Origin of the sequence: Dialister succinatiphilus (genome assembly GCF_928721695.1) — a bacterium.
Taxonomy (GTDB): Bacteria; Bacillota; Negativicutes; order Veillonellales; family Dialisteraceae; genus Dialister; species Dialister succinatiphilus.
Genome location: NZ_OV788641.1, coordinates 1,288,878 through 1,311,509, shown reverse-complemented (window position 1 = coordinate 1,311,509; position 22,632 = coordinate 1,288,878). Strand labels below are relative to the sequence as shown.

The following is a 22,632-nucleotide window of genomic DNA, read 5'->3' as shown; positions in this document are numbered from 1 at the left end:
GCCCTAAAATTTTCATTTCCCCATCGCCAGAAGTTCCCCACTTTTCCCATGGAAAGGATGATACTATGAATTCTTCCTGGATTATCGGCATCCAGCATGTATGGTTCGGCATTTCCATTTTCCTTCTTCTCCTGCTTCTGATCTGCCGCACCACTTTTTTCCGTGAAGCCATTTCCGCCAAGCATTTCAGCCGGAGGCATATGGTGTTTTTCATCCTGCTCTTTTCCGTCCTTTCCATCTGCGGTACCTACTGGAATGTGCGGGCCGGCGGGGGCATTATCAATTTCCGGGCGGTAGGCATTATCCTGGCCGGCCTCATCGGCGGGCCGGTGGTGGGTACGGTGACGGGACTTATCACCGGTTTCCATCGGGCCTTCTTTATTCCCACCGATGCCGCCTTTATCCATGGGGGCCTCACCATTATTCAGGGCATTGCGGCCGGTTTCCTTTCCAAGCGGCTGAAGAAGCACCATCACCAGCTGTGGATGTGGGCTTTTCTGGATGCCTTTACGCTGGAAATCCTTTTCTGGCTGTTTTACGCCTTTCTCACCTTTCCCCAGACCATCAGCCATCCCGAGGATTTCTTTGCCCTGTCCCTGCCTATCATCGTAACCAATACCATTGCCGTTTCTCTTTTCTACATGGTGATTGAGTTCTTTATCCACCAGCGGGATTCAGAAAAGACCCAGACCACGAAGAATACCTTCGATGCGGTGGCTGCCCTTTTTGCCACGCTGCACGACGGGTTCAACGATGCCAATATTTCCAAAATTGCAGAGCTTATGACTTCTTCCCTGCCCAGTCTCATCTGGACGGCCATTTCCTACAAGGACCAGTTCTACACCCGCACCAATTACAAAACCGAAGCCGATGAGACCCAGGGGGATGCGGAAATCGCCATTCTGAAGCTGCAGAAGTCTCTGCCCGATATGCCCCATCTCATGACGCTGCCGGTAACTTACAAAAATGAGACGGTGGGATATATTATCGCCGCCAAAAGCAAGGGCGATACGTTCACGAAGATGGGTATCGAATTTCTGCACGGCATCTGCCATGTGATGGAAGCCATTTATGAGTACGACCGCATGAAGGAGGAGGAAAATCTGCTAGCGGAAGCGGAAATCCGGGCGCTGCAGGCCCAGATCAATCCCCATTTCCTCTATAATACGCTGAATACCATCAGCTACTATGTGCGCAGCGACCCTGATACGGCGCGAAAGCTCATCCAGTACCTGTCCGATTATTTCCGCCACAGTCTGAACAATCCTTCTAAGCTCATTCCCCTGTCGGAGGAGCTTCATGTCATTGAATGCTACACGGAGCTGGAGCGGGCGCGGTTCGGCGACCGGCTGAAAATCACCTACGATTTTCCGAAGGATAAGCTGAATGATATCCAGGTACCGCCCCTGCTTTTGCAGCCTCTGGTGGAAAATGCGGTGATCCACGGTATTTTCAAGCGGCCGGAAGGCGGTAAAATCAAGGTGGGCCTCATCGAGCATCCGAAGTATTTCAAAATTTATGTACTGGATACGGGTGTAGGCATTCCCGCCAGGAAGCGGAAGAGGCTTCTCATAGATCACAAACGGAGGGACCAGATCGGCCTCATCAATGTGCATCAGCGCCTCATGTCTCTCTTCGGCAGTGCCTGCGGCCTCCATATCGTAAGTAAGGAAAACCGGGGCACCCTTGTATTTGCCAATATCCCCAAAATTGAAAAGGCCCCTGCCTCTCTGGCAGACGAGGAAGGAGCCATTACGAAAACCATCGTCCTGCCGACAAAGAAATAAGAAAGGAATATTATGGAAGAAATCAAAACGCTGGTGGCTGATGACGAGCTTCCGGCCAGAGGAGAATTGAAGTATGAGCTTTCTGCCATTCCCGGCGTGAAAATCGTGGGCGAATGTGCCAACGGCAGAGAGGTGCTGCAGTTTTTAAAGGCCCACCCCAATGTGGACATCCTCTTTCTGGATATCGAAATGCCTATCATGAACGGTCTGGAATGTGCCAGGGAAATCCTCCAGATGGACCTGCCCTTGAAAATCGTATTCGCCACAGGCTACAGCCAGTTTGCCCTGCAGGCCTTTGATTTGGAAGCCTTCGACTACATTCTGAAGCCCTATTCTGAAAATCGCATCCGCCGTATCATAGAAAGGCTCACCGACAGCCTGGCCCTGCAGCGCGGGAAAATAGTGCCCGGCGAAGTGCGGGTCACTTCCCAGAAGGTATCTATCCAGACAAAAAATAAAACCCTCATGATTTCCCCTTCTGAAGAAATCGTGCTGGTATGTACGGAAAAATCGGACCGCTCCCTCTTTTATACCACCAGCGGCATCGTGGAATCCAGGATGACCCTCCGGGATATAGAAAGCCTCCTCACTCCTTTGGGCTTCTTCCGTACCCATAAGGGCTATATTGTGAACCTTTCCATGATCCATGAAATCCAGCCCCAGGACAACGGCACTCTCCTTCTCACCATGACCAGCTATGAAAAGCAGAAAGTGCCTGTGTCAAGGCACTATATCAAAGCCTTCAAGAGCATACTGCATATATGAAAAAGGGAAGGTTCTTAAGATGGACCGGCCTGGCGGCCGGAGGGTTCTTAGGTTTGACGGGGCCTTTGGCCCCGAGGGTTGTTGTGGCGGCTTCGCCGCAGATGATAAAGTCAGCGTTACGGGATTGGCTTTCTGGTGGGAGATCTCTCGACTCAGAGTTTCATCGAAGCGGTTCCCCTCTAACACCCATACCGGCGCATCCCCCCGCTCGAGATGACGATATTGGCTGGCACCCCTATCGTCATTTCGACCGTAGCGGAGCGGAGTGGAGAAATCTCACGCCTCAATGGGCAAGAAAGCGGGTGCGGCTTTCGCCGCAGGTTGTGTAGAAGGGCTGCATCACTTTTGCTCAGGGGGCGGGGAAAAGGTGCTTAAGATTGACCGGCCCACTGGGCCGGAAGGTTCTTAAGTTTGACGGCCCTTTGGGCTGAGGGTTGTGGTATCGCCCTATCGGTGCACAGCGAACACATTTTGAAGGAGCGCAAGCGACGCGCAAAATGTAGTGAGTCGTTTCCCCTTTAGGGGGCGATGAATTTTATAATGCCTCCTTCGGCGGTCACGTCCACATCAAGTATCATAATCAGGATTACCACCGTCCACCCCTTCGCCACTTCGTGGCCCTCTTCCCCTAAAGGGGACGCAAGGAGCGTTACGGGATTAGCTATCTGTGTCATATGTAACACAATATCCAGTGCCACCTATTTTCTCGTTTCCCCTTGAGGTGGCAAAGGAACTGGATTCATAGGGGAGCCCCGCGACCCGCGAATCCAGTGACATGCTTCCCACCGGGGCGAAGTCCCGCGAAGCGGGAAAGGGTGTACGGGGCAGAGCATCGATAGGATGCTCCATCGCGGTCCTGGCCGCCAATCGGCGGCCCCCTCCGAGCGAAGCGGTGCACAGCGAACACATTTTGCACTATGCGAACTGGATTTGTAGGGGAGCATCAGCGACCTGAAAATCCAGTGAGTCAGTGACAGCAGTGGGTGCACTATGCGAACTGGATTTGTAAGGGAGCATCAGCAACCTGAAAATCCAGTGAGTTAGTGACAGCAGTTGGTGCACTATGCGAACTGGATTTGTAGGGGAGCATCAGCGACCTCCCTTACGCCTTCTGCCGGCAGTCTGCTGCCAGCTCTTCTGTTTCCATTTCCTCTCCTTCTTCTTTCCGGAAGATTTTATATACGCCCACCGTGAGGAGCGGCAGGAGGAAGAGGGCCATGAAGGCGTAGGCCAGGGCCATGTAGCCTTTGGCGATGAGGTCGATAATGCCTACCTGGGCCAGAGCCACAGCGCAGGCCATGATGACTACCGTGGTCAGCCCTTTATTTCTGCGGGAAAGGGCGGTTCTTCCCTTTTCTTCCAGTCCCTTGTCCACCCTTTCCAGGAGGGCATGAATCATACCGGTGGCTGTTTCCACCAGAGTCCATCCCATGATGAAGCTGAAGGCCACCATCATCCAGGAAGGCACGCCACTTTCCTGCATCATCATCATCCAGGGCACCTGGGCGCCCAGTACTTCTTTGGAAGGATAGAAGCCCATGACGGCAAAGTAGGTAAGGAACCAGGGCACCGTAGCCAGAAGGCCGGCCAGCACACCGCTCACTACCGATTCTCTCCGTTTCGTCTGTTTCTTAATGGTGAAGAAGGATGCCGGAAATACCACCAGGTTGCAGGCCATGTAGAGAAGGCCTGTCCAGAGAGCATGACCCATGGTGGCATCGGGCACGTAGGAATGGTCTGAAGATGCCATGACGGCTGCAATATTTCCTGTGTGTCCGGAAATGACCAGCACCGAGAAAGTGAGATATCCTGCATAGAGGGCCAGGGTGCCGAAGGTTTCGAAGAAGGAAATCACTTTCTCACCGAAGAAATTCAGAAGGCCTGCCACCACCATAATGCCTACGACGCCAAACCAGTGGGACACGCCGAACATCTGCTGTACCACGGCGCCGGTGGCTGAGGACATGACAGCCAGAATGATAACCATGAACACCGTGTATACCAGGTCAAACACCGGATACAGGGGTCCTGCAATGGACTGGATGAAGGATTTGTAATCATACACATGGTACAGGCGGATCAGTTCATAGCACAGCACTGCCACCAGGGCAAAGCCTGCCATAATGCCAAGGCCTGCATACCAGCCGTAGGCGCCGAACTTGGCGCCGTACTCCACGATTTCCCGGCCCGTGGCATAACCGCCGCCAATCATGACGGACTGCAGCACAATGCCTGGAAGAAGATATTTCCCCAGGTTCCCATCAAACATCGAAGATACTTTCATAATAACCCTCCTTCAATATTCGGCAGGGCAATAAAAAAGCCCCTGCCACAATAGACAGAGGCGGATGTTCCGCGGTACCACTCTGATTTATCACTCAGACACAAAGCATAAAGACGATGGAAAAAGAAAAGTCCCTGTCCGAATAATCGGACAGGGGCGAAATCGCGGTACCACCCTGCATTATACTCCTATGTCATAGTCCTGTAACGGGCACTCCCGCTTTCCTTACTGCTGCTTCAGGAAAGATGCTCCCAAGTGATTGTCCATGACCCGTGTGTACCGGCTTTCACCATACGCCGGCTCTCTGGGACATCGTCAGCCATGTCCATCTTGCTCATCGCTCTTTATGGGCTATTATAGCACCATGAGACCCATTGTCAAGGAAAAACTGATTTTCGGTGCCGAGGAACAGAGTCACCGGCATGGGGCTTCCAGCTTTTAGCTTCTAGCTTTCAGGAAAACTCTACGGCCTGCGGCATGAATGACTATCGAAAATATCAAATGAAAAGTGCCACAGACAAATCAATTTTCCTGATTGCCGGAGGCTAAAAGCCCCCACGCGAATGGCTGTATCCATAAGCAACCCAGACTGCCTTCTGTTATAATACATACAAAACTCTACCTTACAAGGACGTGATTTCTTGCAATCCCAAAGCAGCATAAAAGCCTCATCTGGCATCCGTCCCCATTGGGTGCTCATGATGGTTACCTTTCTGTACATACTCATCAATATTACCCACCCGGAACTGAAGGGAGAAGCCATTGCCTGCTCCATGGGCCTCTTCATCTTTTACACCTGGCGCCGGATCCTGCTGATTCTTATCACCGCCGCCATTGCCTTTGCCCTGGTGTCCTTCTTCCCCTTCCTGGCTCCCGTGGCCTTTATTCTCATGGTTATTATCTTCATAGCCCGGCTCAGCTATATCCTGAAAAACTGGCGGGCCGTGCTGGCAGGATTCTACATGTATGCCCTGGCCTTCGGATTTGCTTTCTATGGTTCTGTATTTGGAGAATTGATCTGGGGCATTTCTTTCTACCATTACCGATTGAATGGTATAAACCCCCTTTGGGGATACCAGGGCTTGGAATACACCCTTGCCGCAATGGTAGCCCTCTTTTTCACGGTCATTTTCCATTTTATCATGCGCTGGCTCTACCGCCACCATTATACCCTGCAGCAGGCCCTGCCCATTATGGGGGTGGCGCCGCTTCTCATCATCCTCCTCTTTCTCCCCTTCATCAAAGCCTTCGACAGCTTTGAAACAGGAGTGGATACAGTGGATGCCGGCGGCCATTCCTTCGACGGCATAGATGGAAGCGGGCATACCGTGGATACAGCGGATTTCGGCCATACCGATATGGACGATTTCAGTCATCCCGATATAATCCATCATGACTCCATAGATGCCGGCAGCCACGATGTCTCCGACGCTCCCGGCGTCCACCACACCCATGATTACTTCCGTACCGGTCCCGATGGTGAAGTGCAGCATGTCCACGGCTATGAAGCCACGAATCCCGATGGCATTCCGGAAAATAACTATTCCTACCACGGGGATTCCTATGCAGACAGCACCGATGGCTCCATCCCCTCTGATGCCATAGATGCAGCTCCCATCCATGGCACTGAAGGTCCTCTTGCAGAATCTCCTGCGGATACAGCCCTTCTGGCAGGCACAGAAGGGGCCATGGAGAAGGAACGCAAAGAGCAGAAAGAAAAAGAATTGTCCCTGGACGATGCCATCCGGCATAACAGGAATGACAGCCAGGGATAGTATGAAGAGCCTCTCTCCATGCTTGTTGTGCCCCCCTGGCGAATGCATGCTGACGGGTAGAGCCACTGGCACGGAGCTGCGAGTTGCCAGCTTCCAGCTTCCAGAAAGACTCTGCAGCCCACGGCATGAATGACTGGTGGAATTATCCAGGAGGAAGCGCCGCAGGCAGATCAGCCTTCCTGGCAGCCCCCACAAGTGACTCTATCCATCAGCATAAAAGCCGCCTTACCCAATAGTCATGCAATCAAAAAGAGAGAAAGCCCAAATGGCTTTCTCTCTTTTTGATGACCGGTTATTCTCCCAGCACCGCATGAACCGCTTCGGTACAGAGTTTCACTGCCTTATCCATATCTTTTCTTTCGATGGTGAGCGGCGGATTGAAGTAGATAATGTCTCCCATGGGGCGGAGCACCAGGCCCAGGTCCATGGCTTTGCGGAAGATGTGCCATCCGATACGTCTGGCAGGATCGAAGGCTTTCTTTGTCTTCGGATCTTCCACCAGTTCGATGGCATTGATGAGACCGATGTGGCGGATTTCGCCTACATTCTTATGATGGCCCAGGGCTTTCATCAGTTCTTCATGGAGATATTTCCCGTCTTCATTCACCTTTTCCAGAATATGGTCCCGTTTCATGATTTTCAGCACCGTCAGGGCGATGGCGCAGCCCATGGGATTTCCTGCATAGGTATGGCTGTGGACGAAGGCTTTGTGGGTACCGTAGTCATCGTAGAAGGCATCGTATACCTTGTCGGTGGTAATGGTCATGGACATGGGCATGTAGCCGGCGGTGAGGCCTTTGGAGGTACAGAGGATATCCGGGGACACGCCGGCATGTTCGATGGCAAAGAGGGTGCCGGTCCTGCCAAAGCCGGCGGCGATTTCATCGTCGATGAGAAGGACGCCGTATTCATCGCAGAGCTTGCGGAGTTTCCGGAGGTATTCTGCCGGATAGATGCGCATGCCTGCCGCGCCCTGAAGGATAGGCTCCACAATGCAGGCCACCGTTTCCTTTCCGTGTTTCTTAAAGGCTTCCTCGGCGCTTTCAAAGCACTCTACGCTGCAGGTTTCACGGGTCTTGCCGTAGGGACAGCGGTAGCAGTCCAGACCTTTGAAATGGATATTGTTCATGAGCATGGGGTGGAATATTTTGGCATAGAGGTCCATGGAGCCCACGGACAGGGCGCCGATGGTTTCACCGTGATAGGATTCGGGCAGGCACATGAAACGGGTCCTTTCGGGATGACCGGTCTGATACTGGTACTGGAAGGCCATTTTCAAAGCCGCTTCTACAGAGGAAGAGCCATTGTCGTGGAAGGTGAATTTGGTGAGTCCCTTCGGCAGCAGCGGTTCCAGCTCCCGGCACAGTTCGATGGCCGGTTTATGGGTGAAGTTGGTGAAAATGACATGCTCCAGCTGATCCACCTGCTTCTTCAAAGCCTCATTGATTTCCGGATTGCAGTGGCCCAGAAGATTGCACCACCAGGAGGAAATGATGTCCAGGTATTCCTTGCCATGGGTGTCATAAAGGTATACCCCTTTGCCGTGGTCTACCACTACCGGCGGAAATACTTCGTTATCCTTCATCTGCATGGCCGGATGCCAGATGTATTTTTTATCTTCCTCTTCCCAGTTAATGTCTGCCATTTTATATACTCCTTTGTGTTTATTGTCATTTGGTCTGGATGGATATGGTGTCAGTTTCCGTGAAAAGGGGGGCACGGCTTCGCCGTGGGTTGTGTAGGAGGGTTGTGTAAAAAGGTTCTTAGGATTGACAGCGGCTTCGCCGCTGAGGGTTCTTAAGTTTGACGCGCCTGACGGCGCGAGGGTTGTAGTGGCGGCTTCGCCGCAGTTTATAGCCTCCTTGCGGAGGCTGGCTCGCTTCGCTCGCAAAATCGTATAACTGCGCCGCAGGCGGCATATATACTCATCGCCCGGCAGGGCGATACCACAACCCTCAGGCTGTGCACATTCTGCAGAGAATGTGCACGTCAGTCGAAGTTGGCCCATAGCCTGCCCATAAAAGGGCCTCCCTTTTAATCGACTGACCGTTAGGCCTGTCAAACCTGAGCCCCCTCGGCCCGGCAGGGTCGTCAACCTTCGGAGCTAAAGGCTCCGTCAACCCTTACGCACATTAGGGAAGCACTGATTCATTCATAGAGTCTGCTTTTATAAGAATTTTTATGCACTGCTTCGTCATGGGACTCCTTAAATAGCTCGCTATTCGCGTCATCCCATTCCTTGCATTGCATAAAAATCCAAGAATAAAAGCAGACAGTGATTTAATCAGCGCTTCCCCAGGGAGCACAGCCATCCCCTCAATCACTCACACTTCCGCGTAGCATCCTTCCAGCACCTTGGGGTCGCAGTGGAGGATGGTATCTCCTTTTTTCACCAGAGCAATCACCTTGACGCCGGTGATTTCTTCTATCATCTTTACATTGTCCTCTTCCATGACGCCGCCCTGCCAGTTGTTGAGGATAATGCCTTTGATGGGGATGTGGCGGTTTTTGATGTATTCGCAGGTAGTCACCACATGGTTAATGGTGCCAAGGCCAGCATCGGCCACCACCAGTACCGGCAGATGGAGCCAGCCGATAATGTCGGTGAGGTAGTAATGGGCTTTTTCATCGTGACGGATAGGGCAGACAATGCCGCCGCTTCCTTCCATGGTCACGTAGGGATATGCTTCCGTAACCCGTTTCCAGGCCTGCAAAATCACTTCTTTTTCCAGGGGATGGCCTTCCAGCTTTGCTGCCAGATGGGGCGATACGGCATGCTGGTAGAGATAGGAAAGGATCATGTCTTCCGGTTCATGAATGTCGGCAAACTTGTTTACAAAGCCTGCGTCAGAAGCGGCCACCGTAGGCGCACCGCTGATGGCAGCCTTGTAGTAGCCTGCGTCATAGCCGGCCTGCCTCATGGTTTTCACAATCAGCGCCGTTACGTAGGTTTTGCCGATATCCGTGTCGGTGCCGGTAATAAATAATCCTTTACTCATTTCAAACTCCCCCTTGCAATAAAATAAGGAAGACCTTTTTCGTTCTTCCTTGTGAAACCTTTACTCATGGATGCCCAGTGCCTTCACCAGCCTCTTGGAAAGAAAGGCTGCCAGAATACAGAGGCAGATATCACCGGGTACAGCCAGCAGGAAGCAGTACAGAATCACTGCCCATACGCCAATGGTTTTCCCGATGTAGAAATTATTGATGAAGTAGACGTAAATCATGCCGAACAGATACACCACTGCCAGTCCGCAGAGATTGGCAAAGAGGACCTTGCCAAAGGACCAGGAGCCGCTCATTTCACGGAGCTTTCCTGTGAGCCAGGCGCCGGCAATGAATCCCACCAGGTAGCCGAAGGTGGGCTGGAAAATATAGGAAGGGCCGCCGCCCTCCGTAAATACGGGCACTCCCACCAGTCCCAGCAGCACGTAAAGGGCTACGGAAAGAGCCCCTTTCCGGCTTCCCAGAAGGAGCCCCGCCAGGGTGGTGAAGAGAAGCTGCAGCGTAAAGGGACACACCGGCACCGGAATGCGAATGAAAGCGCCAATGGCAATGAGCGCCGTAAACAACCCGAAAAGAACGATTTCCCGGGACCTCCCCTGTCCCTGCTCCAATGCATTTTCCCGAACCATGTTCTCGCCTCGTTTGTAAACTAATTGTTATTTATTCTCCGTATACACGGTTTACATACGTATATAATATAACAACCTTACTTTTATTTCAACGTTTACAATGTATTTTTAAGTAAAGGAATCACCCATGGATTCATCCAGCCTTCTTGGCGGCAGGTGACCGCACCAGGGCTTCCAATAAAAAAACTGCCATGGGATCATTCCATGACAGTTTTTGAAATAAGGCATCAGCGAATCACTGTGCCCCTGGTATCCTTGATGAAAAAGAGGACATTCACCGCTGCTGCCACATAAACGCAGGACAGAAGGGCGAAGGCGGCACTGAAGCCGTGGGACTGGGCCAGGGCGCCGATAATGGCAGGAGCAAAGCCCCCTACGGCACGGCCTGTATTGAAGATGAAGTTCTGGGCAGTGGAGCGGGCATCGGTGGTATAGTTTTCAGAAAGAAGGGTACCATAGCCTGCCATCATACCGTTGCAGAAGAAGCCCAGGAAGGCGCCGCCGAAGAGAAGGGCCACCGGGGTGCCCAGGTTCACGTAAATATAAACCATGGCCGCTGCGCAGATATAGAAAATAAGGTAAGGAATCTTCCGTCCCAGACGGTCGCAGAGATAGCCGAACACATAAATGCCGGCAATCATGCCGATAACGGTCACAATCATCCAGCCGGACATGGATTTCGTGGTAAGGCCATGTTCCTTCAGCAGGATCATGGGCAGCCACACCATAATGCCGTAGTAGCCAAAATTCTGTACACTGGTCATCACCGTGAGGGACAGGGTGGTTACGGTTTTGGAAGGACTGGCGAAAAGATGGGCCAGGGGGAACTTCTTTGCTTCCTCCAGCTGCTCTTCTTCCTCGGCCGTCAGGGTTTCTCCCCTTTCCTTTCTGGCAGCCAGTTCCTTCTTCATTTCCTTGCGCTTCACCCACATAGGCGGTTCTTTAATGCCATGACGGGCCCAGGCAGCCAGGAGCGCCGGTACCACGCCTACCAGGAAAAGGCCTCTCCAGCCATAATCCGGAAGCACCACAGCCGCCAGGATAGCTGCCAGCACGGCGCCGGCCTGCCAGCCCATGGCTACACCGGCAGTGGCTCTGGCCCGCTTGGCAGCCGGCCAGGTTTCAGAAACAAGGGTCATGCCAATGCCGTATTCGCCGCCCAGGCCAAGGCCGGCCAGGAAACGGAGAATATTCAGATGGGTTACATTGTCTGCAAAGGCGCAGGCTCCCGTAAAGATGGAGAAAATAATGATGGTCAGGGAAAAGGTATGGACCCGGCCGAAGTAGTCAGCGAATATACCGAAGAGATATCCCCCCAGCACCGTACCGATGAGGGTATAGGTGGCAATGAGGCCCCCTTCTCCCAGGGTCAGGCCGAACTCACTGACAATGGCCGCCATGGCAAAAGAAAGGATCAGCACATCCAGACCGTCCATGGCATAGCCGATGATGGAAGCCCACATGATTTTCCATCGTTCCTTCCGCGTGACACCGGTTTCTTCAAACTCCAGTTCTTCCAAAGATTTTTCCGACATAGTATCCCCCTAACAGGTCTTCCAAATGAATAAAAAACTGACTGCGCCGATTTCGGCACAAATTGTCTTATTTTATAATGGAAATCTTCATTTGTAAAGGGGAAAAAATAAAAAAAAGGCCGCTTGGCGGCCCGGGATGCAAAAGGAGCAAAGGGCGATGGATGGCCGCTTCGGGGCAATGCATATAAATGAGCCGCCAAAGGCGCCTGAACCCTCCTGCGTCTTAAATGACAGTCATCCTCCAGGGACTCCATCCTATTTCCCTTTCACCAGTCCTCCCTGAACTTCCTGCACATCGAAAACCGAGAGAAAGGCATTGGGATCAATGCCGTGAACCACCTGTTTCAGCTTGGTCACTTCCAGACGGGTCACCACACAGTAAAGCACATCCTTGTCATCCTTCAGGAAACCGCCCTGGCCGTGGAGGCGGGTAACGGCCCTGTGCATATCGTGGACAATGGCATCCGATACTTTGTCATAGTCCGTGGTCACGATGAAGACGCCTTTGGAAGAATCAAGGCCGGTGGAGACAGCGTCAATCATGCGGGAGCAGATGAAATAGGCAATGAGGGAATACATGGCGCTGTTCCAGCTGAACACAAATCCGGCAGCACCCAGGATGAAGAAGTTGAAGAACATAATGATTTCCCCTACGGAAAAGGAAGTCCTGTTATCCATCCAGATGGCCACGATTTCCGTACCGTCCGTAGAGCCGCCGCTCTTAATGACAATGCCTACGCCGATGCCGATGATGATGCCGCCGAAAATGGTGGACAGGAAAGGGTCCGTAGTGGCAGGCTTGAGCTGTTCAAACCAGGAGGAGCAGAGGGAAAGGACTACAATGGCATAGGTGGAAGATGCCGCCAGCCCGGCTCCCAGTCTCCGGTATCCCAGGTAAAAGAAAGGAAGGTTCAAAATCACAATGAGCAGGGAGAAGGGAATGCCCGTCAAAGCCTGCACCAGAAGGGAAATACCGGTAATCCCGCCGTCGATGATGTGGTTGGGGATAAGAAACAGGTTCAGTCCGGCCGAGTAAATCACCGCTCCCACCGTGAGCCCCAGTATTTTTCTAAAAATAGACAACAGGTCTATATTTCTTCCTGCCATAGTCACAGCCTCCATGATGATACAAAAAATCCGCGGTCCATGCCGCGGATTCATTTTTATGGCGGAAGGGATGGGATTCGAACCCATGAACCTCTCACGAAGTTAACGGTTTTCAAGACCGCCTCCTTCAACCGCTCGGACACCCTTCCATAACGATACTATTATAGGGGAGAAAGAGAGCGTTGTCAATGGTATAGGGCCGCTCCGCGGCCCGGGTTCAGAAGGTTCAGAGGGTTCAGAGGGTTCAGAGGGGGTTGTGGTGGCGCCCTTCGGGCGCAGATTGTAAAAAAAAGGGGGCGCGGCTCCGCCGCAGGTTGTGTAGAAGGGTTGTGGAAAAAGGTTCTTAAGATGGATGGGCCTACGGCCCAAGGGTTCTTAAGTTTGACGGCCTTGCAGGCCGAGGGTTGCGGATTGCCGCTTCGCGGCAATGCTTATAAAGTCAGCGTTACGAGATTTGCTTTTCTGTGTCATAAGGCTTGATTAGCATTCTGGTGATTAGCCGCTGCGCGGCTCCCCCTTATCCGGCTGCGCCGGACTTTCTCCACGGGAAAGCGTGTCACACGATTCTCAGGTCGCTTTGCTCCCTTACGAATCGTGTTCCCTTGCCACCCCATCCGGGGGACAGAATAAATCGCTCTATGCTTTCCTGCAGAGACATGTCTCCATTGCTAAGCACCCATAGTGCCCCCGCTTGCGGGGGTGGCAAAGGAACTGGATTCATAGGGGAGCCCCGCGACCCGCGAATCCAGTGACATGCTTCCCACCGGGCAAGGTGGTGGCGCCAGCCACCAAAGGGGGGAATGCATTTCCTCGCCCGCAGGGCGGTTGTATGGTTTTATACAAACTGGCGTCTTCTATCATTTAGAGGCGCCCTACAACAACCCTCGCGCCAAAGGCGCGTCAAACTTAAGTCCCTTAAGAACCTTCGGCCCAGCGGGCCGTCAACCCTCAAGCCCCATAGGGGCTTGTCCATAAGGCGCCGAGGGTTGTGGTGGCGCCCTTCGGGCGCAGATTTTATAAAAAAGGGGCTCGGCTGGCGCCGCGGGTTGTGTAGAAAGGCTGCATCGCCTTCGCTCAGGGGCGACGGAGACCAGAGCCTCAATGAGCCAATGCATCCAAGACCTCTTCCCACAGGGGGTATAATAGGTAATATATTAATTATGTACAAGAATTGAGGTATCCCTATGAATACAAAAGAAACCATTGATGCGATCCTTTCTGAAACGGGAAAGGCGGTGCTGGGCAAGGATGAAGTGCTCCGCCGGATACTGACTGCCATTCTGGCCGGCGGCCACATTCTGATTGACGACATTCCCGGCGTAGGGAAGACCACCATTGCCGTGGCTTTCACCCATGTACTGGGTCTGGACTACAAGCGCATGCAGTTTACGCCGGATGTACTGCCATCGGATATTACAGGCTTTTCCATGTACGATAAAAATTCCGGCACCTTCCGGTACATGCCGGGCAGCGCCATGACCAATTTCTTCCTGGCCGATGAAATCAACCGGGCTTCTCCGAAGACCCAGTCCGCTCTTCTGGAAGTCATGCAGGAAGGCCGGCTTTCTGTTGACGGTAAGACCTATGCCGTGCCCCAGCCTTTTATTGTCATGGCCACCCAGAACCCCTTCGGTTCCTCCGGCACCCAGGAGCTGCCGGAATCCCAGACGGACCGTTTCATGATCCGCATTACCGTAGGGTATCCGGAAAGGGAAGATGAAATCCGCATTCTCTCCGGTGAAAAGAAGAACCCCGCCGAAGGTCTTTCTTCTGTCATCACCCCCGAAGGGCTCTTGGCCCTCCGGCAGGAGGTATCCCGCATTCATGTGGAGGAAAGCCTTTACGGCTACATGGTAGATATTGCCCGGGCCACCAGAAATCATCCGGACATCCGCCTTGGCGTATCGCCCAGAGGCACCATGGCCCTTTCTGCCATGACCCGGGCCCATGCCCTCATGGAAGGACGGTCCTATGCCACTCCCGATGATGTGGCCGCCGTGGCTCCCTATACTCTGGGCCACCGCATATCTCTTTCCGGCGATGCCCGGTATGCAGGGAAGACGGCGGAATCTGTTCTTTCCTCCCTTCTTTCCTCCTTGCCCCTGCCATCGCTGAAGGAGGAGTAAATGGGCCGTTTTTACTATGTGTTCCTTCTTCTCATCGCCTTTTTCCTCATGGTGATTTATGACCTCTATGACTCCTTCCTGCTCTCAGTCATGCTTCTTCTATCACCTTTCTGCCTTTACTTTTTCAGCAAAAAGGCAGGCCGCAGCGTTTCCTTCGCCTGTGAGGCTCCCAGCCGCGTAGAACGGGGAAAAGAGGCGGACATTGCCGTTTCCCTGAAAAGTCCTTTTCTTCCTTTCCTGTCTTCGCCGGAAATACGTCTTTCCGGCTCCCCCTATGAGGCCTATGAGGAAGAAAAGGAAGGGCTTGTCTTTTATTTCACCCGGTCCATGGTCCACTGCGGCCGCCTTTCTCTGGGAAAAATCACCTTTTCCTGGAAAGACCCCTTCGGCCTTTTCCATTTTCAAAGAGAGCTCCCGGCGTCTCCCATCCTGGTGTATCCAAAGCAGGCTGGCACCTTCCATGATGCCCTGGCTGCCCTGCGCCGCATAGCCGGCAGCGAGGAGGTAGAATATTTCGGTGCCACGGAATACAAGCCCGGAGACAATCCCCATCTCATCAACTGGAAGGTCACTGCCCGGAAGGATGATGTATATGTGCGGGATTCCTATCCCGCCGGCAGTGATAGAATCGTTCTGGCCGCTGACTATGAGGAGGATGAGGTGCTCCGGGATACGGTAGGGGATGCCCTCTATTCCGCCGGCCTTGCCCTGCTGTCTGCCCGCATCCCTTTCCGCTTCGTCTTTGCCGCCCCAAAGGGGACTGCGTCCCACACCATCCGCACCAGGGAGGAATGGATGGATGCCCTGTCCGGCTTCCTACGGGCAGGACGGACCGGCGCCCTCATGGGCTCCGGCCTTTCTCCCTATATTCCCATCTGCTATATCACAGGAAATCCGAATCCCCCCATTCCACCGGAACTCTTTCCTGCCATCTGGTGCGCCAAAGAGGGGGCCGAGAGGGCTGCCCTGTCGGGACGCCATGAAATTTATAAAGCGCTGGGAGGAGATGCATGATGAAAAACGTTTCCTTTTTTGCCGCCCTTGTCACCGCTTCAGGCGCCGCCGGAACGGTTTCCCTCTTCTTTTCCTATGCCGGTGGAAACACCTTCTTGTTTGCCATGGCTGCCTTTGTTCTGGTACTGGCCGGGAGTTTCCTTCTTGCCGCCCTGCCGGAAAAGAAGCGGTTCCCGCTGACGGCCCTTCTCTTTGCCTGCCTGGCAGCCGTGCTCATCCTTTTCCATTCCACTTTGAAAGACAGTTTCACCGCCTTTTCCGTTCCCCTCTTCACCACCCTGAAGGAGCCCTATGATGTGGACCTGGCACTTCCCCGCCTGCCCGAGGGAGCATCTCCTCTGGCGGCGGAAGTGTATATGGTTCTCTTCCTTTCCTGGTTTTTCCTCAGCGCCTTCCTTTCCAAAACCGGCGCTGTCTTATCTTCCCTTCTTTCCCTCGCCATTCTGCTTCTGGGATTCTACTTCGGCATCAATCCGCCGCCCCTTGCTCTAGCCCTCGCCGGGGCCTTCATGATTTCCCTGCCTGCCCGGCTGAAGGGAAACACCCTTACCCATCCGGAAATCCCCGCATTCCTGGCGGCTCTTCTCATGGGCCTTGTCCTTTCCTTTGTAATTCCGGAGAGCCGCTATGAACAGCCCGCCCTCTTTTCCAAACTCCAGGAAGAAATCGTATCCTTCGTTGACCCCTACGATCCCATCTTCCATGCCGGTAATGCCTACACCGGCATGATGAAGGGCAGCGCCGGAAGGCAGAAGCTGGGCAATGTGAAAGGCATCCGCTACTCCGGCCGCATCATTGCGGATATCGAAGCGGCAGACCAGCCGCACCGCCTTTACCTTCGCAGCTGGACCGGCGGAGACTACGGCAGCAATCAGTGGAAAGACCTGCCCGATGGCCGGTATGAAAGGGTTGCGCATTTATTTGAAAAGAATCAGGGCGAATGGTACGACCAGGGGGCCTGGCTCATGGAAGTCATTGCCCGAAGCCCTGCCCTTTCCCAGAGCCTTTCCAACTACATGAAAGATGACGAATCGGTGGAAGGCCTGAAAAAGGATTTCAATGTAGACGCCGTGTATGAAAAGACGCCTTTCTTCCTTCTTCCCTACGATACCAGCTTCGGCGCTCCCCTCTTTGCCTATGACCGCTCTCCCATGAGCCGGGAAGGCAAGGCCTACAGCACCTACCTGTGGAACCTGCCTGCCGGTGCCCTTCTCTCCATGATGGAGGAAGAAAACAGCAGCGACCCCTATTTCCGCACCTATCTGGGCGCCGAGAAGGAATACCGCCGCTTCGTTTATGACCATTATCTGGACATTCCGGATTCCGTAAAAGAGGGGCTTGCCGCCCTGGGACCCATTCCTCCGGCCCGAAGCCTTTCGGAAAAGCGGCAGCGGGTCGAGGATATCCGCCGTTTCCTTGCTGAAAATTACAGTTATACCAGAAGCCCCGGAAAGACACCGGCAGGAAAAGATTTCATTACCTATTTCCTGACAGAAAGCAAAAAAGGCTACTGCACCTCCTTTGCTTCCGCCGCCGTCATGCTTCTTCGGGCCAGCGGCATTCCTGCCCGTTACGCCGCAGGCCTCACAGTGGGAGCTGATGAAATCAAAGACGCTCCCCTTTCCGAAGGCGGCCTTCACCGCCTGTCCATCAATGACCACCACGCCCATGCCTGGGCTGAGGTCTATGTAGACGGACTGGGCTGGCGGCCGGTGGAAATGACGCCGGGCTATGAAGGCAGTGAAAACCCCTTCCCCCTTCCGGCAGACAGGCAGAAAAATGACACCGGCGCCCCTGATGCTCCGGTAGACGAAAAGGATAAAACCAGCCGGTCCCAGCCGAAGAAGGACCAGTCCCCCAAAGAATCACCTCCGCAAAGTCAGGGACAGCCGCAGGCACAGCCAAAGGGCGAATCTGCTCCCCAGCCTCCCCGGCTGAATCAGCAGAGCCCGGTGGAAGGAGCAAAGTCATTCCCGAAAATTCTTTTCCTCCTTCTCCTGATCCCTCTCCTTCTGGCAGGCTTCCTTGTTTTCCGTCTGATAGAAGTGAGCCGGATTTTCAAAAACGGAACCTCCGGGAAGGAAGGATTTAACCGCCTTCTGGACTACATGGACCGCCTTTCCTCCTATGCCGGCCTTCCGCAAAAGGGAAGCTATGAAGAAAGAAAGGCTGCCTTCCAAAAGGACCAGCGCTTCCAGGGATGGGACCATCTGCTGGATCTTCTGGTGAAAGCCAGATGGTCCGGAAACCCCCTTGACCGGGAAGAAAAAGAAGAAGTCCTTTCCCTCATTGTGAAAGCCCGGGAAAAATGTCTAGCCTCCATGACCTGGGAAGAAAAACTCCGCTTCCTCTTCATCCATAAGCTCTGAGAACGGTATGCCCGGTTATCCTATTCCCCACAGGAAAAAGCCCCCGCGAAAGCAGGGGCTTTTTCCTGTGAAATTGTCTATACCAAGCGCAGGGCGCTATGGCTTCTGTTATCCCAGGAAGGCCATGGATTCTTTCCACTGAGCAGCCTTTTCCTTCATAGCTGCCACCGCTTCTTTCCCATGGGCTTTCTGGCGTTCTACGGATTTCGGTCCTGTGCCGCCGTAGCTTTCACGATTTTTCACGCAGTTTTCTATTTTCAGTGCTTCCAGGATATCTTCCTCAAAGAGGGGGCTCATGGATTTGAATTCTTCCATAGTCAGGTCATGAAGCACCTTGTGATGTTCGATGCAGTAATGAACTGCTCCGCCTACTACCGCATGGGCCTGACGGAAGGGAAGCCCCTTCTTGGCCAGGTAGTCAGCCATATCGGTGGCATTGGAGAAGTCATGCTCCAGCACTTCCCGGGTATGCTTCCCGTTGACGGTCATGGTGCTGATCATGCCGGCGTAAATATCCAGGGCAAAGTAGAGGGTATCTATGGCATCAAATACCCCTTCCTTGTCTTCCTGCATATCCTTGTCATAGGCCAGGGGAAGGCCCTTCATCACGGTGAGGAGACCCATGAGGCTTCCGTAGACACGGCCCGTTTTGCCGCGGATGAGCTCGCACATGTCCGGATTTTTCTTCTGGGGCATAATGGAGCTTCCTGTGGAGTAGCCATCATCGAGCTCTATGAAATGGAATTCGCTGCTGCTCCAGTAAATGAATTCTTCCGAAAGCCTGGACAGGTGCATGGCACAGATGGAGGCAAAGGAAAGAAACTGGAGGAGGTAATCCCGGTCGGACACGGCGTCCAGACTGTTTCCATAAACCTTGGAAAAATGGAGCTCTTCCGCTTCTTCCAGAGGATTGGTGGGATAGGTGGTGCCTGCCAGGGCGCAGGCGCCGATAGGGGACATGTCCGCCATGTCATAGCATTCTTCCAGCCGTTTGAAATCCCTTTCCAACATGGCAAAGTAGCAGAGCATGTGATGGGCAAAGAGCACCGGCTGGGCCCGCTGCATGTGGGTATAACCGGGCAGGATCACATCTTTGTACTTTTCGGCAGCCCCAAGCAGCGCCTCTTCCACAGCAATCAGTTTTTCCGCCACCCGGCCTATCTGCCTTTTCATATACATATGAAGGTCCAAAGCACACTGGTCGTTCCGGCTCCTTGCGGTGTGAAGCCTTGCTCCGGCGTCACCGATATCATCGGTCAGCCTTTTTTCCACGTTCATGTGGATATCTTCCAGCTCGATAGAGAAGGGGAACTTTCCATCATCGATTTCCTTCTTGATGGCGGAGAGGCCTTCTGTGATTTTCTCACAGTCCTCTTTGGAAATGATGCCGTGGCGGGCAAGCATTTTCGCATGGGCTTTGGAGCCGGCAATATCTTCTTTATACATCCGGCAGTCATAGGAAATGGATGCGTTGAAATCAAGGGCATTCTTTTCCTCCGCCTTGGTAAAGCGTCCGCCCCACATCATATCACTCATTTTGCATTCTTCTCCTTCATCAGGGCCCGGATGGTCAGGGGCAGGCCGAAGAGGTTGATGAAACCTTCTGCATCAGCCTGGTTGTATACATCATCTTCGCCAAAGGTGACGAATTCTTCATTGTACAGGGAATAGGGGCTTTCTGCACCGTGGGACATAATGTTACCCTTGTAGAGACGGAGGGTGACCTTGCCGGTTACAGTTTCAGAAGTCTTATCAGCAAAGGCCTGGAGTGCTTCTCTGAGCGGTGCGAACCACATGCCGTCATACACCAGTTCGGAATATTTCACTGCAGCCACTTCCTTGAAATGGAAGGTCGCCCGGTCCAGGCACAGTCTTTCCAGTTCTGTATGAGCATAGAAGAGGATGGAGCCGCAGGGATTTTCATAGACGCCCCGGGACTTCATGCCTACCAGTCTGTTTTCTACCAGGTCATCAATGCCGATGCCGTTTCTGGCACCGATGGCATTCAGGGTGTTCACCAGTTCCACGCCGTCCATTTTCTTGCCGTTCACTGCGGTGGGCACGCCTTTTTCAAATTCGATGGTTACCAGTTCATCCTTGTCTGGAGCATCCTCGGGATCGCAGGTCACCAGGTACATATCCTTGTGAGGCGCATTGGCCGGGTTTTCCAGGTCGTCCCCTTCATGGGACAGATGCCACATATTCCAGTCCATGGAGTAGGGGTATTTCTGGGCAGCCTTTTCTTCGTCAGTCTGCTTTTCATCGTATTTATCAATCGGTACGCCATGGGCTTCAGCGTACTTCATTTCATCTTCTCTGGACTTCATATCCCAGATTCTCCAAGGAGCAATGATCTTCATATGAGGAGCCAGGGCCTTGATGGTCAGTTCAAAACGAACCTGGTCATTGCCCTTGCCTGTAGCACCGTGGCAGATGGCGTCAGCGCCGTACTTCTTGGCCATGTCCACCAGGCATTTGCCGATAAGGGGACGGGCAAAGGAAGTGCCCAGCAGATACTTGCCTTCATACCGGCCGTCGGCCTGGAGCACTTTGTAAGCGTATTCTTCGATAAATTCTTTCCTTACATCCAGCGTTTCTGCCACAGAAGCACCGGATGCCAGGGCTTTCTTGTGGATGGCATCAAAATCTTCAGGCTGGCCCAGGTTCACTGTGCAGGCAATGACCTCGCAGCCATAGTTTTCCTTCAGCCAGGGAATAATAACGGACGTATCCAGTCCGCCGGAATAAGCAAGAACTACTTTTTTTACATTTTTTACATCAGCCATAGGAATGCCGCCTTTCTTCGTGGAATATAGACAATTTCATAAGCCCTTCACGGGGCTTTTCTTAAGATGTGATAATTATACAGCGCTTTGCATAAATGTGCAATAGGAAATTTGGATTTTTTTACATTTTCTGCATTTTTATTTTTTATAAATGCTGATTTTCTCAGTATTTATCTATTATTTCTCTATTTCAGCGCCAAGAGAAATTTCTTTTATTTTTTATGCAGAATATACATAAAAAGAAAAAAGCCCAGCGGAACCTGTGGCGGCTCAGCGAGGTGATGCCCTTTGGCTGCCACGTGGCCCGTTCTTCCCGGCTCCAGATCAGGGGAAAGGACGTGTCATTCTCCTCCATTTTCAGCTATAATAATAAGTAAGAAAACTGGATAAAGGAGGCTGTTACCATGAAAACATTACTCAAAAAATCGTTTCCCTTCCACGCCGGTCCGAAAGCCGAGGGATACCTGCTGTCGGCATCGAATCTCTGGAATACGCCCCTTTCTCTCTGGGGGCTGTCCCAGGTAACCATACCGGAGGATGCGGAAATCCTTGAAATCGGCTGCGGCGGCGGGAAAAACCTGGAGCGTCTTTTGAAGAAAGCGCCGAAAGGTCATGTGTCCGGCATTGATTCTTCCTTCCGGGCCGTGGACTTTGCCTACCGCCAGAACGAAAAGGCCATCCGGGAGGGCCGCTGCTCTGTGTACGAAGGCGCTCCCGATGTGCTTCCTTTCAATGAAAAGAAATTTGACTTCGTCCTGGCAGCGGAATCCTTTTATTTCTGGAAGGATCCGGAAGCCTGCCTGAAAGAAGTGCTCCGGGTCATGAAGCCCGGCGCTTCCCTGCTCATCCTTCAGTCCAAAGGCGGCCTTCCTCTTCACCGGATGTATGAAAAACTGATTCCCGGCATGAAGGTCTATGGCAGAAGCGATTTGAAGGAACTTCTGGAAGATGCCGGGTTCAGAGATGTCACCATCCGCTCCCGGCTGGGGGCCCTGGCGGTGGTATCGGAAAAGCCGGTGACTCCTCTGGATACAGCCAGAAGGAAACTCCATCTCTCTTCCATCCCCTACGGTAAGCTGACGGCAGCCGCCTTGAGTGCTGCCGCCCTGGGTCTTGCTGCCTATGGGGCCTCCAGAAAATACCGGTCCTGAAAAGGGATTCATGTCCCAGACCTATGGTAAAAAGGCTTTACTGCTTATACTGCATTCTTTAATTTTGGTCATATGTTATCAGAATTTTGATATCATTCACCCATGAAAAAGGACGAAACACCGCCCGGTGCTTCGTCCTTTTTCTGCCGCTTCCTTCTTTTTATGCAAAGAATAACTGTAAAAGCATGACAGAAAAAGTCACTTCCTTTTCACAATCCTTGATGCCTCGCAACTTTTCAAATCTTAAAGTTTGTTTTTGGAAATATTTCATGAATTTATAAAAATAGTATTGACTTTT

17 protein-coding genes, 1 tRNA gene and 1 other annotated feature are annotated in these 22,632 nt (G+C 52.8%); of the genes, 8 read left to right on the top strand and 10 right to left on the bottom strand.

Going from position 1 to position 22,632, the window contains the following annotated elements; all coding sequences use genetic code 11:
• Nucleotides 1–65: 65 nt before the first annotated feature.
• A complete protein-coding gene (locus NW747_RS05400; RefSeq protein WP_008860330.1) occupies nt 66–1,787 on the top strand; it encodes a histidine kinase in 1,722 nt (573 codons plus the stop codon).
• A 12-nt stretch (nt 1,788–1,799) separates the two neighbouring features.
• Nucleotides 1,800–2,552 carry a LytR/AlgR family response regulator transcription factor gene (locus NW747_RS05395; RefSeq protein ID WP_273185707.1) on the top strand — a complete coding sequence of 251 codons (753 nt, stop codon included), beginning with the start codon at nt 1,800–1,802 and terminating at the stop codon, nt 2,550–2,552.
• A 518-nt stretch (nt 2,553–3,070) separates the two neighbouring features.
• Here NW747_RS05395 and NW747_RS05390 read toward each other — a convergent pair.
• Nucleotides 3,071–3,235 (bottom strand): hypothetical protein, encoded by a 165-nt coding sequence (locus NW747_RS05390; RefSeq protein ID WP_273185705.1) that lies wholly within the window; start codon nt 3,233–3,235, stop codon nt 3,071–3,073.
• A 419-nt stretch (nt 3,236–3,654) separates the two neighbouring features.
• Entirely contained in the window at nt 3,655–4,836 is a 1,182-nt protein-coding gene (locus NW747_RS05385; RefSeq protein WP_008860328.1) for a YkvI family membrane protein, read from the bottom strand.
• Between the two features lie 149 nt (nt 4,837–4,985).
• Nucleotides 4,986–5,183, bottom strand: a binding site (T-box leader).
• Between the two features lie 351 nt (nt 5,184–5,534).
• Between NW747_RS05385 and NW747_RS05380 the strand changes: the two genes are divergently transcribed.
• The gene (locus tag NW747_RS05380) at nt 5,535–6,611 is read left to right on the top strand and encodes an energy-coupling factor transporter transmembrane component T family protein (protein WP_148363769.1); all 1,077 of its coding nucleotides are present in this window, start codon (nt 5,535–5,537) and stop codon (nt 6,609–6,611) included.
• A 292-nt stretch (nt 6,612–6,903) separates the two neighbouring features.
• Here the strand turns inward: NW747_RS05380 and bioA are convergent, their stop codons facing one another.
• The 6 genes from bioA to NW747_RS05350 all read right to left on the bottom strand — a co-directional run bounded on the left by bioA (nt 6,904) and on the right by NW747_RS05350 (nt 13,037).
• Nucleotides 6,904–8,256 (bottom strand): adenosylmethionine--8-amino-7-oxononanoate transaminase, encoded by a 1,353-nt coding sequence (gene bioA / locus NW747_RS05375; protein WP_008860326.1) that lies wholly within the window; start codon nt 8,254–8,256, stop codon nt 6,904–6,906.
• Between the two features lie 679 nt (nt 8,257–8,935).
• Nucleotides 8,936–9,610 (bottom strand): dethiobiotin synthase, encoded by a 675-nt coding sequence (gene bioD, locus NW747_RS05370; protein ID WP_273185699.1) that lies wholly within the window; start codon nt 9,608–9,610, stop codon nt 8,936–8,938.
• Between the two features lie 60 nt (nt 9,611–9,670).
• Entirely contained in the window at nt 9,671–10,246 is a 576-nt protein-coding gene (locus NW747_RS05365; protein ID WP_008860324.1) for a biotin transporter BioY, read from the bottom strand.
• A gap of 227 nt (nt 10,247–10,473) precedes the next feature.
• Nucleotides 10,474–11,781, bottom strand: a complete 1,308-nt coding sequence (locus NW747_RS05360) for an MFS transporter (RefSeq protein WP_008860323.1) — start codon at nt 11,779–11,781, stop codon at nt 10,474–10,476.
• Nucleotides 11,782–12,036: 255 nt separating this feature from the next.
• On the bottom strand, nt 12,037–12,888 hold the full coding sequence (locus tag NW747_RS05355; RefSeq protein ID WP_008860322.1) for a YitT family protein: 852 nt from the start codon (nt 12,886–12,888) through the stop codon (nt 12,037–12,039).
• A 59-nt stretch (nt 12,889–12,947) separates the two neighbouring features.
• A tRNA-Ser gene (locus NW747_RS05350) sits at nt 12,948–13,037 on the bottom strand.
• A gap of 1,035 nt (nt 13,038–14,072) precedes the next feature.
• Between NW747_RS05350 and NW747_RS05345 the strand changes: the two genes are divergently transcribed.
• From NW747_RS05345 to NW747_RS05335, 3 genes are read left to right on the top strand one after another with little or no spacing between them, the layout of a single operon-like run.
• Nucleotides 14,073–15,014, top strand: coding sequence for an AAA family ATPase (locus tag NW747_RS05345; protein WP_273185697.1), 942 nt, complete (start codon nt 14,073–14,075; stop codon nt 15,012–15,014).
• The gene (locus tag NW747_RS05340) at nt 15,015–16,028 is read left to right on the top strand and encodes a DUF58 domain-containing protein (RefSeq protein WP_273185694.1); all 1,014 of its coding nucleotides are present in this window, start codon (nt 15,015–15,017) and stop codon (nt 16,026–16,028) included.
• A complete protein-coding gene (locus NW747_RS05335; RefSeq protein WP_273185693.1) occupies nt 16,025–18,397 on the top strand; it encodes a transglutaminase-like domain-containing protein in 2,373 nt (790 codons plus the stop codon). Before NW747_RS05340 ends, NW747_RS05335 begins: the two co-directional genes overlap by 4 nt.
• A 108-nt stretch (nt 18,398–18,505) precedes the next feature.
• On the opposite strand, the gene argH is transcribed toward NW747_RS05335, so the two are convergent.
• Nucleotides 18,506–19,933 carry an argininosuccinate lyase gene (gene argH, locus NW747_RS05330; RefSeq protein ID WP_273185692.1) on the bottom strand — a complete coding sequence of 476 codons (1,428 nt, stop codon included), beginning with the start codon at nt 19,931–19,933 and terminating at the stop codon, nt 18,506–18,508.
• A complete protein-coding gene (locus tag NW747_RS05325) occupies nt 19,930–21,183 on the bottom strand; it encodes an argininosuccinate synthase (protein ID WP_273185689.1) in 1,254 nt (417 codons plus the stop codon). The genes argH and NW747_RS05325 overlap by 4 nt, the downstream gene beginning before the upstream one ends.
• A gap of 221 nt (nt 21,184–21,404) precedes the next feature.
• On the opposite strand from NW747_RS05325, the gene NW747_RS05320 reads away from it, so the two are divergent.
• Entirely contained in the window at nt 21,405–21,560 is a 156-nt protein-coding gene (locus NW747_RS05320; RefSeq protein WP_273185686.1) for a hypothetical protein, read from the top strand.
• A 27-nt stretch (nt 21,561–21,587) separates the two neighbouring features.
• Complete coding sequence (locus NW747_RS05315; protein WP_273185684.1) at nt 21,588–22,334, top strand: class I SAM-dependent methyltransferase; 747 nt, start codon at nt 21,588–21,590, stop codon at nt 22,332–22,334.
• The last annotated feature ends 298 nt before the right edge of the window (nt 22,335–22,632 follow it).

Coding starts and splice junctions, on each gene's coding strand:
- argH (WP_273185692.1), bottom strand. CDS start 19,933: ATGAGTGATATGATGTGGGGCGGACGCTTTACCAAGGCGGAGGAAAAG.
- NW747_RS05385 (WP_008860328.1), bottom strand. CDS start 4,836: ATGAAAGTATCTTCGATGTTTGATGGGAACCTGGGGAAATATCTTCTT.
- bioD (WP_273185699.1), bottom strand. CDS start 9,610: ATGAGTAAAGGATTATTTATTACCGGCACCGACACGGATATCGGCAAA.
- NW747_RS05345 (WP_273185697.1), top strand. CDS start 14,073: ATGAATACAAAAGAAACCATTGATGCGATCCTTTCTGAAACGGGAAAG.
- NW747_RS05355 (WP_008860322.1), bottom strand. CDS start 12,888: ATGGCAGGAAGAAATATAGACCTGTTGTCTATTTTTAGAAAAATACTG.
- NW747_RS05365 (WP_008860324.1), bottom strand. CDS start 10,246: ATGGTTCGGGAAAATGCATTGGAGCAGGGACAGGGGAGGTCCCGGGAA.
- bioA (WP_008860326.1), bottom strand. CDS start 8,256: ATGGCAGACATTAACTGGGAAGAGGAAGATAAAAAATACATCTGGCAT.
- NW747_RS05335 (WP_273185693.1), top strand. CDS start 16,025: ATGATGAAAAACGTTTCCTTTTTTGCCGCCCTTGTCACCGCTTCAGGC.
- NW747_RS05360 (WP_008860323.1), bottom strand. CDS start 11,781: ATGTCGGAAAAATCTTTGGAAGAACTGGAGTTTGAAGAAACCGGTGTC.
- NW747_RS05395 (WP_273185707.1), top strand. CDS start 1,800: ATGGAAGAAATCAAAACGCTGGTGGCTGATGACGAGCTTCCGGCCAGA.
- NW747_RS05320 (WP_273185686.1), top strand. CDS start 21,405: ATGCAGAATATACATAAAAAGAAAAAAGCCCAGCGGAACCTGTGGCGG.
- NW747_RS05340 (WP_273185694.1), top strand. CDS start 15,015: ATGGGCCGTTTTTACTATGTGTTCCTTCTTCTCATCGCCTTTTTCCTC.
- NW747_RS05325 (WP_273185689.1), bottom strand. CDS start 21,183: ATGGCTGATGTAAAAAATGTAAAAAAAGTAGTTCTTGCTTATTCCGGC.
- NW747_RS05400 (WP_008860330.1), top strand. CDS start 66: ATGAATTCTTCCTGGATTATCGGCATCCAGCATGTATGGTTCGGCATT.
- NW747_RS05380 (WP_148363769.1), top strand. CDS start 5,535: ATGATGGTTACCTTTCTGTACATACTCATCAATATTACCCACCCGGAA.
- NW747_RS05315 (WP_273185684.1), top strand. CDS start 21,588: ATGAAAACATTACTCAAAAAATCGTTTCCCTTCCACGCCGGTCCGAAA.